The sequence below is a fragment of the Caldalkalibacillus mannanilyticus JCM 10596 genome, from assembly GCF_000615945.1.
Classification (GTDB): domain Bacteria; phylum Bacillota; class Bacilli; order Caldalkalibacillales; family JCM-10596; genus Bacillus_AT; species Bacillus_AT mannanilyticus.
Map to the genome: position 1 here is coordinate 39,412 of NZ_BAMO01000020.1, position 11,949 is coordinate 51,360.

At 41.7% G+C, this 11,949-nt stretch carries 12 protein-coding genes; 11 read left to right on the forward strand and 1 reads right to left on the reverse strand.

Translation table 11 applies throughout. The annotated features are described in order from the left end of the window. Positions 1-77 precede the first annotated feature (77 nt). The 11 genes from JCM10596_RS12145 (at position 78) to JCM10596_RS12195 (ending at position 11,661) form a co-directional block, all read left to right on the forward strand. Positions 78-602 carry an A24 family peptidase gene (locus tag JCM10596_RS12145; protein ID WP_025027358.1) on the forward strand — a complete coding sequence of 175 codons (525 nt, stop codon included), beginning with the start codon at positions 78-80 and terminating at the stop codon, positions 600-602. After that, positions 596-979: a TadE/TadG family type IV pilus assembly protein gene (locus JCM10596_RS12150; protein ID WP_025027359.1), complete on the forward strand. Its 384-nt coding sequence runs from the start codon at positions 596-598 to the stop codon at positions 977-979. The genes JCM10596_RS12145 and JCM10596_RS12150 overlap by 7 nt, the downstream gene beginning before the upstream one ends. Before the next feature lie 12 nt (positions 980-991). Next, positions 992-1,921, forward strand: coding sequence for a pilus assembly protein TadG-related protein (locus JCM10596_RS12155; protein WP_025027360.1), 930 nt, complete (start codon positions 992-994; stop codon positions 1,919-1,921). 8 nt (positions 1,922-1,929) lie between these two features. Next, positions 1,930-2,631: a Flp pilus assembly protein CpaB gene (gene cpaB / locus JCM10596_RS12160; RefSeq protein ID WP_025027361.1), complete on the forward strand. Its 702-nt coding sequence runs from the start codon at positions 1,930-1,932 to the stop codon at positions 2,629-2,631. Continuing rightward, positions 2,612-3,466, forward strand: a complete 855-nt coding sequence (locus JCM10596_RS12165) for a CpaE/TadZ family protein (protein ID WP_025027362.1) — start codon at positions 2,612-2,614, stop codon at positions 3,464-3,466. The genes cpaB and JCM10596_RS12165 overlap by 20 nt, the downstream gene beginning before the upstream one ends. Further along, positions 3,463-4,902: a TadA family conjugal transfer-associated ATPase gene (locus JCM10596_RS12170; protein ID WP_025027363.1), complete on the forward strand. Its 1,440-nt coding sequence runs from the start codon at positions 3,463-3,465 to the stop codon at positions 4,900-4,902. Before JCM10596_RS12165 ends, JCM10596_RS12170 begins: the two co-directional genes overlap by 4 nt. Next, positions 4,902-5,861, forward strand: a complete 960-nt coding sequence (locus JCM10596_RS12175; RefSeq protein ID WP_025027364.1) for a type II secretion system F family protein — start codon at positions 4,902-4,904, stop codon at positions 5,859-5,861. The genes JCM10596_RS12170 and JCM10596_RS12175 overlap by 1 nt, the downstream gene beginning before the upstream one ends. 3 nt (positions 5,862-5,864) lie before the next feature. Continuing rightward, on the forward strand, positions 5,865-6,782 hold the full coding sequence (locus JCM10596_RS12180) for a type II secretion system F family protein (protein WP_025027365.1): 918 nt from the start codon (positions 5,865-5,867) through the stop codon (positions 6,780-6,782). A gap of 192 nt (positions 6,783-6,974) precedes the next feature. Further along, positions 6,975-7,160: a hypothetical protein gene (locus tag JCM10596_RS12185; protein WP_025027366.1), complete on the forward strand. Its 186-nt coding sequence runs from the start codon at positions 6,975-6,977 to the stop codon at positions 7,158-7,160. Between the two features lie 85 nt (positions 7,161-7,245). Then, positions 7,246-9,177: a TadE/TadG family type IV pilus assembly protein gene (locus JCM10596_RS12190; protein ID WP_025027367.1), complete on the forward strand. Its 1,932-nt coding sequence runs from the start codon at positions 7,246-7,248 to the stop codon at positions 9,175-9,177. A 168-nt stretch (positions 9,178-9,345) separates the two neighbouring features. After that, entirely contained in the window at positions 9,346-11,661 is a 2,316-nt protein-coding gene (locus JCM10596_RS12195) for an S-layer homology domain-containing protein (protein WP_025027368.1), read from the forward strand. A 44-nt stretch (positions 11,662-11,705) separates the two neighbouring features. Here JCM10596_RS12195 and JCM10596_RS12200 read toward each other — a convergent pair whose 3' ends face one another. Continuing rightward, complete coding sequence (locus JCM10596_RS12200) at positions 11,706-11,939, reverse strand: hypothetical protein (protein WP_025027369.1); 234 nt, start codon at positions 11,937-11,939, stop codon at positions 11,706-11,708. Positions 11,940-11,949 lie beyond the last annotated feature (10 nt).

The following is an 11,949-nucleotide window of genomic DNA, read 5'->3' on the forward strand; positions in this document are numbered from 1 at the left end:
ATCTAAAATGAAAAACAGGAAAAGAGTCCTACGTTAAGTAGGGCTCTTTTCAAAAACAAGGAAGTGAGGGAATCGTTATGTGGTTTGATGTTGTACTAGTAACGATTTTAGTCATTTGTGTTATCACGGATTTAAAAAGCAGAAAAATCTACAATAAAGTGATTTTTCCCGGACTTCTCATTGCTCTTTTTTCTCAAGTACTACTACACGGCTGGGCTGGGTTAGGTACAGCGATGGTTGGGTTTATGATCGGGCTCGGCATCCTATTGATTCCTTATTTATTAGGAGGAATGGGAGCTGGTGATGTGAAGCTCCTCGCTTTAATTGGAGCGTTGAAGGGGAGTCACTTTGTTTTGGAAACCGCATTTTATATGGCATTGATCGGGGCTTTGATGGCTGTGGTGATTCTGCTTTTCCATCCTCAGGTGATTCGACGAGTGAAAGAGCTTGTATACTTCTGCTATGGTATGAGACATGGAATCAAGCTGCCAATGACTAGCTTTCGCCAAGGCAAGCTTTCTGCTACCTATCCGTATGGAGTAGCAATTGCAGGAGGGGCGATCATGAGCTTATTTTTAGAAGGGATGAATGTCCTATGGTAAAAGAGGAAAAGGGTCAATCCCTAATTGAATTTGCTTTGGTTCTGCCCCTGCTTTTGCTTTTACTAGTTGGAATCTTTGACTTTGGCAGAATCATTTATTCTTACATGCATTTGCATATTACAGCTCAAGAAACGGTTCGACTAGGTGGATTGGGAAGAACAGATGCTGAGATGACTGCCTTTGCTCGGCAACTGAACCATCTCGGAAATTCGAATCAATTAAAGGTAACGGTTTCTCCTTCAGACAGTACAAGAAGATCAGGGGGGTATGTCACCGTTACGCTTGAATATCCCGTGAATTATGTAACACCAATGCTTTCACGGATTCTTCCTTCCCCTCTTATGATAAAAACAGATTCGACGATTCGAGTTGAGTAAGGAGGAGCTAGAGTGTGGAAGCCAGATTGCAGGACGAAGAAACATCTTGTCTATGAACAAAGAGGAAGTGCGACGCTGCTCACCATCCTTTCCATGCTTGGTTTACTAGCGATTGCCGGACTGGCGATTGATGGAGGAAGCTTGTATATGATGAAGAGCCATTTACAGAAGACAGCCAATGCTGCGGCTCTTTCAGGTGCACAGGAGCTGACCAATAGCGAAACGGCTGTCAGAAATGTGGTGCAACGAATCGTTAATGACCACAGGGAGCAAGAGAGCTTACGTGAAGTAAATATCACCATGCGCAATCGGGTGAATGTTCGCTTAGAAAAAGAAATACCGTTGACGTTTATGAGTATTTTTGGCTGGTCCTCTACACCTGTCAGGGTTTCAGCCACAGCTGAGATAGGGACAATGGGACGAGCTCATGGAGCGGCACCCCTAGGGATAGATGAGTCGATTCAGCTTGAGTTTTACAAAAACTATGAACTAAAAGTAGATGAAACAGGTGTAGACACGGGTAATTTTGGGGTGTTGGCACTCGGAGGTGGGGGAGCTAAAACCTATGAAGATAATTTGATTCATGGCTACCAAAATGAGGTGAAGGTTAACGACATTATCCCGACACAGACAGGAAATATTGCAGGAAAAACAAGAGTAGGAGTCAATGCGCGGATTACAGCCTGTCCTTACCTTAAGGGGGAAACGCATTATCGAGATTGTCCGAGAGTGATTCTGATCCCGGTTTATCAGCCGCATAATCATAATCAAAATCAAATGAAGGAAATTAAGGTGAAGGGATTTGCGTATTTCTATATCCTAGACCCTATGAATGGAAACGACAAGACAATTAAGGGAATGTTCATTCAACGTGCAGGAGTTGGGTTTGTGGACCCAAGCTTGGTAGATAAAGGCGCATATAGTATTAGACTAACGGAGTAGGTGATGAAATGAAGACAAAGCTATTACTTACATTAGCCATCGTCATGGGCTTAGTGACAACCTATTTATTCTATCACTATTTGAAGCAATTTGATGTCGAAACAATCAAGAATGAGAGTATGGTCAATGTAGTTGTAGCAAAACAAAGCATCAAGGGAAATCAACGAGTCACCTCAGAGATGCTTGAATTAAAGGAGGTCCCAGAAGCCGCTCTGCATGAACAAACCATTCGTGAATTGCATGAGGTGGTGGGGAAATATACGACGGCAGCGATTGAAGCGGGAGAACCTCTGTTACAGCATCGGGTAAAAAGTGAGATGGAAGAGAATCTCTATGTCTCTCGCAAGGTGAAAGAGGGCTATCGGGCTGTATCTGTTGGAGTGAATTTTGTTCAATCGGTTTCCACGCTTATTGAGCCAGAGGATGATGTGGATGTGATTGCGACAGAGGTCAAGGGCAGCGGAGACCAGAAGGAAGTGCTGACGCAGCTTCTTTTACCGAGAGTAAGAGTTCTGGCAGTGGGGAGAAAAATGCTGGAGCCACAAGAGGATGAGGAGTATGTCGAATATAGTTCCGTTACCTTGGAGCTAACGGCTACGGATGCTGTGAGGCTGGTGAATGCAGCAGAAAAAGGAACGATTCAATTAACCTTGTATCAGCGAGTGATTGAATCTGGGGAGGCAGCAGCCCATGACAAGACAACAAACTAATCCAGAGGAAAACAAAAAACATCATCGTGGGGAAATGATTGTTGTCTGTAGTGCCAAAGGAGGAGTGGGCAAAACAGTCTTAAGTGTCAATTTAGCTGTGGCATTGTCTAAGAAAAACATTCAGGTCAGCGTGTTAGATGGCGATTATCAATTTGGGGATGTGACTCTTGCTATGGATTTACATTCCACCTTCACCATCAAGGATATCGTTGAAGGCTTAGATACCTTAGATGAATATAGCATGGCTAGCTACCTAAGCAGGCATGAAAGTGGAGTGAAGGTCTTAAGTGCACCAGATCGTCCAGAATATGCCGATTTAGTTACCCCTGCTGTGACGGAAAAGGTGATCAATCTATTGTTAAAGCAAAATGATTATGTGGTTGTCGATACAGGAGTTGGCTTCCATGATAACTCCCTACAGTTTGTAGAGAAGGCAGATCAAATTCTGATTGTAACCAACTTAGAAATGGCAACCCTCAAAAACACGAAATTAATGTTAGAAACGCTGGAGGTACTAGGACTGAAAAACAAGGTGCAGGTGGTGATCAATCGTTCAACCATGGAAAGTGTGATTCAAGCGGCTGATGTACCGGAGATCTTGGATGAAGAAACGCCTATTTTTATCCCTAATGATTTCCAGCTTGTTTCTCAATCTCTGAATATCGGGATTCCTTTCGTACTCAAGCATGGGAAAACGGAAGTGGCAAAAGCGATTTTTAAAATGGCTGAACAAATTTCATCCAGAAGAGAGATCAGCTTTATTAAGACGAAAGAGCCATCATTGCTCCAAAAATTATTTACGAAAACCACTCGGGTAAAGGAGAGATCAGAGTGAGTCTACTTAATAGGATTCAAGCCAAAGCTCAAGAAAGACAACCAGAGGGTCCTATCTCTTCAGAAACAGAGAGCGTGGATCTGATTCCTCAACCGAAAGCAGCCAAAAAGGATTTGTTCTCTTCGTTTCGAGAAGGAAAACGTCCGGATGCTTCTCCCAAAGCTCCACCTGCCCATGTGACCAAGCATCAAGAATTGAAGAATCGACTTCATAAGCAGATTATGAATGAAATGAAGGATGAAGAAATTGAGAATATCATTCCTAAGCTTGATGCAATGGCTATTGAAATTATCAAGGAAGATGAGGCATTTCGAGGGAGTATTGATCGGAAAAAGGTCGTAGAGGAAATCGTAAATGATTTAACGGGATTTGGTCCCATTAATCCCCTGCTATTAGATCCTGAAGTCACAGAGGTTATGGTTAATGGACCCCGACAGGTCTATGTTGAGAAAAAGGGGAAAATCGAGCTCAGCTATGTTCAATTTCGGGACGATGAGCATGTGATGAATGTAATTGAGAAGATAGTCGCTCCTATTGGAAGGCGAATTGATGAAAGCAGTCCCATGGTCGATGCGCGTCTACCAGATGGTTCGCGTGTTAATGCTATTATTCCGCCACTTGCATTAAATGGTCCGACGATCACGATTCGAAAGTTTTCGAAAGACCCTTTTACCGTAGATAATCTCCTTCAATTTGGGACAATGACCAGAGAAATGGCGACTTTCTTAGAAGCCTGTGTTAAGGCGAAGTTGAATATATTTGTCAGTGGTGGAACGGGTTCAGGAAAAACAACGACCCTGAATGTACTCTCCTCCTTCATTCCTGATGATGAGCGGATTATTACAATTGAAGATGCTGCGGAACTTCAATTAGGACAAGAGCATGTCGTTTCCTTAGAAACACGACCACCCAATATTGAGGGAAAGGGTGGCATTAGTATTCGCGATCTAGTTCGAAATTCTTTACGGATGAGGCCAGAACGAATTGTTATCGGAGAGGTTCGTGGCGGAGAAGCCTTAGACATGCTTCAAGCGATGAACACAGGACATGACGGTTCACTTGCAACAGGTCACTCGAATAGTCCACGAGATATGATCTCTCGCTTAGAAACGATGGTCTTAATGGCTGGAATTGAACTGCCTGTCAGAGCGATTCGGGAACAGATTGCTGGAGCAGTTGATGTGATAATCCAACAGTCTAGGCTCAAGGACGGAAGCCGAAAAATCATAAATATTACGGAGGTTCAGGGATTAGAAGGAGATGTGATTGTATTACAGGATATCTTTGTTTTCAAGCAGGAGGGAATTGACACCCAAGGGAAAATGATCGGTCGTTTGCTGCCTACAGGGGTGCGCCCAAAATTCTATGACAGACTGGAATCTTCAGGTATCCACATTCCCGCTTCAGTCTTTGTCGATGAGGAGGATTGGAGCTGATGAAATGGTATCTTATACTCATGGTCTTATTCACTTCCTTTCTCTTTTTTATCTCGATTCTCCAAATGGTTTTCTTCTCCAATAAACGAATGGAAAAGAGGATGAAACGCTATCTAGATACGACGGAGAAAACCTTTGATCGTCGTTCTTTTAATATATTTGTACAACTTCAGCTCTATAAGCAGAAGCTGAGGCATAATCTGCAAAAAAACAGCAGGGATAATAAGCTGGAAAGGTTGCTCAATCAATCAGGGGTTCCCTTGAAGTCAGAGGAATTTGTGATGTTTCGCTGGATGTCTACCATGATTGGTGGAGGGTTATTCTTCTTTTTTACCGGGAATATAGTCTTTGCTATCCTGGGTATCTTTATAGGCTATATGCTGCCAAAATGGTGGTTAGTCAAAAAGAAAAAGGATCGTATTCTTAAATTCAATGACTTTCTCCCTGATATGATCACAACCATTGTGGGCTCGTTGCGGGCTGGTTTCAGTTTTCCGCAAGCATTGAAAACGGTGGCAGAGGAAGCGGATTCCCCTGTGAAAGAAGAGATTGAATGGGTCTTAAAAGAAATGCAATACGGAGCGACCTTAGATGATGCTTTAGAGGAATTGAAGCTGCGAATGCCGAGTGAGGATCTTGATCTGATGATTCAAGCCATCCTGATTCAAAAACAAGTAGGAGGAAATCTAGCCACGATCCTAGACACCATTGTAAGTACCATTCGAGATCGCAATAAGATTCAACGTCAGGTTTTGACCCTTACGGCTCAAGGGCGTCTTTCTGGAATCGTAATTGGAGCACTTCCTGTTGTATTATGCCTTGTTCTCTACCTCATTGAACCGAATTATATCGGGACTCTTTTTACCCATCCATTAGGCATTGGAATGATGATCTTAGGGACCTTTTTCGGGATTATTGGTTTTATAGCGATTCGTAAGATGACAACAATTGAGGTGTAGCAGATGATATATATTTCTTTCTTTTGTGCGGTGACTCTGACGATTTATTCATTATTTGCCTTTCAAGAAGATCGTAAGAAACATATTAGAAGAAGGATGTCTACTTTTATTGATCAGGAAGAAGGGACTGAAACGGTTACAGTCAGTGTAACGGAGGGCAATGTTTTTCAACGCTTATTTGCCCCTGTCTGGAAGGAATTTAAACGAAGCTTTAAGCGGAGGATGCCGGGGGAGAAAGTGGCGAAAATTGAGATGCTCTTGCTTCAGGCAGGTTCTCCCTTCGGAATGACTCCAGTCGAATATCGTCTCTTTCAAATCGCACTATTTCTTCTCCTCCCTCTTCTTTTTGGAAGCTATGCCATCCTGTTAAAAGGGGGACTCCCTGTCATTATTTTAGCTGGTTTGGTGGGGATTGGAGCGGCTGTTTTTATTCCTCCTTTTTACATTAAGAAGAAGATTCAGCAGAGGAGCAGACTGGCTCTACGTGAGCTGCCAGATGTATTGGACCTGCTGACGGTCAGCTTAGAGGCTGGGCTAGGATTTGATTCGGCTCTTAGTAAGTTGATCTCGAAAAAAGAAGGGATTCTCGCCTCTGAATTTCATCGCTGTCTAGAAGAGATAAGGCTGGGGAAAACACGCCGAGAAGCCTTAACAGGAGTGAAGGATCGCCTCGTTGTTGATGAAATCAAAGTTCTTATTAGCAGCATCCTTCAAGCGGAAAAGCTGGGTATTGGGATGGTTCAGGTCATGCGTGTGCAGTCGCAGGAAGTACGTGAGCAACGTAAGCAACGAGCAGAAGAAGAGGCCATGAAGGCACCGATTAAGATGTTGTTCCCATTGGTTCTCTTCATTTTTCCTAGTCTATTCATCGTCTTGTTGGGACCCGCTATTATTCAATTTATTATTACGATGGCTAGGTAGAGCAGAGCCTAGAAGGTGAGATCACGATTCTAGGCTTTTTTCTATTCGAGTGGAATCTAAGAAAAAAAGTTAAATATTGTGTTAAAAGGTATAAACATTTGATTCCTTGATTACGATAATAAATATATATACAGTTGATGAAAATAATCCCTTTTTAACAAGAAAGTAAAAGAAAAGAAAGGAAGATGACAAATGATTGATACTAAATTAAGCTTTGAACTAAAGAATGAGAGGTTAGCAAATATGGGACTTATTTTTCAGGCGGACAGCATTGAATCTTCTATCCAGTATGTCATGAAAAACTACCCTGGCTTCTCCTACGGCTCCACCATTAAGTGTTTAAATAACGGGGAACATATTTGTTTAACCATTCGCTAAAAAAAGAAGAGTTTCTCTGTTATTTCGACAAAATCAGTAGAGGGAGATTGGTATAATATAGAAAAATGCTCGGTTGGAGGCCTTTGTGAAGAATTTATACCAATCTGAACGTGGTTCTGTTTCTATCTTTCTACTGATTATCGTCCTAGCTATTTTTCTTTTTCATGCCGTATTGATTGATTATGCCCGGATTATGGCGGCGAATAAGCAGGCAGATACTGCACTTAAAACAGGGGTAAGATCGGTTCTTTCCTCTTACGATCACGATCTTCAAGCAGAGTACGGAATTTTTGGACTTAGCATAGCAGGGGCTGAAACGGAAGCTATTTTTCATCATGTCGTCGAGCAGAATTTGCTCCTGCTGCCAGAAACGTTTCGTTTAGTAGATCAACAGCTTGATTCCTCTTCTATTTTAGTGAAAGCGGATCATTTTTTAGGAAAGCATGAGGTATACAAGCAGCAGATACTTGAAGAGATGAAATATCGAGCACCCATTGAGTATACCCTTGGGGTAGTCGAACGACTAGAACCTATTAGTCAAGCAACAAGGGAAACAAGCATAGCCATTGAGGCGATATCAGAGATCAAACCACATTTCTTGCAGCGCGAAGCTTATCTAGAAAGAGGAGAAGAGAAAGTACAATACATTTATCAACGGATGGAACAGGCTCAACAACGGTTCCTTTCGGAAGGGACATACATAGCAGAACATAGTCTAGAAGAAACGCTGTCCATGATGGAATACGTGAGGCAGATGTTTGTGCAGGCGAAGAGAGAAAATAGCTTGATGGCTGAGCACCTTCGGCAAGGACAACAGGAGCAACAGAAGCTAAAAGTTCAATTTGAGAACGATGTGGCTGATGTTGCTTCCGTTGTTTTCCCCCATGCTTCTCCACATACTGTTCCAATAGAGGACAGGGAAGCGATTCGCAGCATGCTGCAAAATTGGGAGCAAAAGATTCTTGAAGATCGTTTCTTTTCCTTGCTTGAAGAGCGATTGGATCAGCAGAAAGCCATGATTCTAGCATGGCAAGCTGAAGAAGAAAGTCTAATGGATGGAGCTAGAACAGGGGACGGCTTTGCGGAAGAAAATCATGGGTATATTATGAGTTTTTTGGAGCAGAGCCTGGCGTTGCTGGAGGAACAGCTAGACCAGTTAAATAGCGGTATGACGAGTCACGGAAAGAAACAGAAACAAAGGCAATTTGAACAAGCTATAACGCTTGGGTTTCGCAAAATAGGTCAGGCTTTGGAAACCTTCGATCAGCCTTGGAAAGATCAACCTCTGCCTTTTAAAGAAATAGAAAAAACAGCGAAAAAGTATCAGCAGCTAAACTCCCTAAGTCACCAGCCGATTGCACCTCTAGAGTGGAATCCTCATCCTTTCGACATGACAGTAGAAGCCTTGCAAAAGATGAGTCTACTATTCTTAAGTGTGGCTGAACGTTTGGAAACGGAACGAGATCAAATTCTAGTTAACGAATATCTATTAGAGCGATTTTCAGTTCCTGAATACATTATGTATGGTTTAGAGCGGTCAGAGGAGAATCAGAAGGCGGCGTTATCTAAAATAGCTATGCTGCGCTTAGCGGTGAATATGATGGATGCTGTAACGCTTTGCTTGCCAGAGGAAGAACCACTCACTGTATACGAATGTGTCATGGCAACAGGGAGCGAAAAGACGGCAGAACAGATCGAAAGGTTAAAAGCAGGACAGGCGGTGGAAGCTTCTAAATATCTTCCTAGCATGCAGATGGATAGCATCGATCATTTACGAATTGTGTTACTATTACATCAACATACTCATACGCTTTCACGTATGCAAGCATTGACAGAGTATGACACAGGCAAAGATTTATCTCAGATCCCCACCTATATCAAGGCAAATATCCAGACAGAATTTCGTTTATGGTTTTTACCTGGGGTGATGAAAGCTCTTGGCTATACGGGTGTTATTGAGGGAAAAGTAAAAGGAAGTATATACCAGATTGAGAAACAGTATAGCGCCTCGTACTAGAAGAAAGCTATGAAAGCAGGATAGTAGGTCGAAATACCCTGTTTTTGTCGTTTTTTGACGAAATAAAAGTTTGTAATGTGGTATAATTGACTGCAACTTAGGCAAACATTTCCTCGTCTAAGTAAATAGTAACAAAAAATATGTATAATATTGAGAGGGGAAATCTTGATGCAAGGACATTTTACTAGAAGATTGGTCGCTAGTACTCTATCTTTATTACTATTATTCCTTTCTTCTCCTTTTGCTTTGGCTAATTCCGTAGTGGCAGAACCTGTGCCTATGCCAAAACCGATAGAAGAAGAAGTACCTGTTGAAGAAGGCGCGTTGCAAAAAGAAGAAGCGATTAAGCTAGCTGAATCTTTGATACCAGTGCCAAAAGGGTACAAATTAGAAAGCGTCTACTATAGCAAGTCAACGTATTGGGAGCCGCTAGGAAGCTGGCGTCTTGAGTATGTGAAGAAAGAAGGACAGGAGTGGCTTGGCACCACTAGCTATACGATTAATGCCAAGACAGGAGAGTTGATGCAATACTCATCCTATGATTACAGTGAGAAAGAGCCTGAGTTTCCTCCAAAAGTAGCGAAGGAAGATGCTCAAAAGATCGCTCAAGCTTTTATAGAGAAGATGGCATCAGAAAAGGCAAAGCATGTGATGCTTGATCCAACAATAGCAGAATCAGAGCTACCGATTATTGATTCAAGACAGAATTATTACTTCCATTTCGTTCGTTCTCATAATGGAATTCCCTTTGCTAATAATGGAATCTATGTCGAGGTGACGACAGAAGGAAAAGTTTCTAGTTTCCATCTAAACTGGAGTGAGAATGTGGTTTTCCCGAAGGAGAAGGTACAGGTTTCCTTCCAGGAAGCAACAGATAGCTTTAGGGAGATCGGAAAGAACCAAATCAATCTAGAGTACATTAATCCTTGGAATAGCTTACACGAAGAAATGTTTCTTGCTTACCAATGGAATCATTATGTTAGCAATGGGGCTGCCTTTGTTGATGCGATTAGTGGAAAGCTATTAAATTATAGTTTGGAGGAAGTGACTTCTTCCAAAACTGAATTTGATAAAGTTTCTGAAACGAAGCTAGATCCTCATTTCAAGAACCGAAGCACAGAATTAACGGAGAAAGAAGCCCAAGAGCATTTATGGAAAATCACAGGGCTAAAAGCAGATGACTTTGTCCTTGAACATTCTAGTTTTTATTCTGGGGAGGATGGACGTAATTCATGGAGTTTTTCTTATGCTCCTAAGGTAAATAAAGAGGGAGAATATAGAAGGCTGCATGTTAATATTGATGCGTTAACAGGTCAATTTACGGAGTTCTCCAATGAAGATTATAGATATTACGAAAGAAGCGAAAAAGAAGTGAAAAGCTCTTTTACGAATGAGGAGCTAGTGAAGAAAGCAAAAGAAGGATTTAAAAAGTTTAGTCCTAATACGGCTCATGAAGCTGTGATGATTAAAACCATGGAGCCTATGCACTATATTGAAAACAGCAAAGTAGCTTATTTCTCTTTTACTCGTCTAGTCAACGGTGTGATTGATACGAGCTTTAACGCTTCCATTGTGATTGACAGAGAAACGGGAGACATTGTCGGATTCTACCAATATACAAATTCCAACAAGAAATATCCATCAACAGATAACGTGATTTCAAAAGAAGATGCCTTAGAAAAGATCTTCAGTCAGTATCAAGTGGTTCTTCAATATCAAGCGGTGTATCCTGAGTATTTCTACGATAAACCTAAGACAGAAAATAGCACAGTTGCTGCAAAGCTTGTCTATCAATTACGTCCACCAGCCTATCAAGAGCCTGTATTCTTAAATGCCAAAACAGGTGAGTGGCATTCTCAACACAGTGGAGAAATGATCAGATTAGATCGTGTTGCCCCAACGGATATTGAGAAGCATTGGGCGAAAGATGCTTTAATGTTAATGTATAATTACAGAGCTATCGACACAGATGAGAATGGAAAGCTTGAGCCAAATGCCAAAATCAAACGTGGAGAAATGATCAAGATGTTAATTTTGGCTGTGAATCAAGGGCGTTTCTATGGATATTATGGCAAAGAACGTTCAGCATCATTTGCGGATGTAGGACATAAATCAGAGTATTTCCAATACGTTGAAGCCGCTGTAGATATGAATCTTTTAGATCGTAAGTCTAGCTCTAACTTTAATCCTGACGAAATATTAACGCGTGAAGAGATGGCAGTTCTTGTTGCCAAAGCGCTAGGCTATAACAAGATTGCTAAATATAGTGATATGTTTAATCTCGATGTAAAAGATGTGAAGGATATTCAAAACAAGGGGCATGTGGCGATCGTCACTCATCTTGGCATTATGTCTGCCCAAAATGAGCAATTCTTGCCGGAGAAGGCAATGACTCGAGCTGAAGCTGCAACTGTATTCTACCGTTACCTTCAGAAGAGAGCAGAAGTGACAGAAACTCCAATTTTCCATCCTTACTATTACTAATCATTTCTCAGGAAATTATAATCAATCTAAAAAAGATGCTTAGCCTAGAGCTTAAGCATCTTTTTTATCGACTCATTTCTTTCATCCTGCTCCTCTTTTGTGGCTAAATCATATTTCTTAAGTAGATGAAAAGCATGATTTAGTGTTGCTTGATCGACACTTTGCTGTTGAAGAAAAGCCTGCATGGCTTCCGCTAGGTCAGCAGGTAAATACGCCTTTTGATCCTCTAGCTTTTTTAAGACATCCTCTAGTGAATGATCCAGGTTACATTCGCCCATCATTGATCCC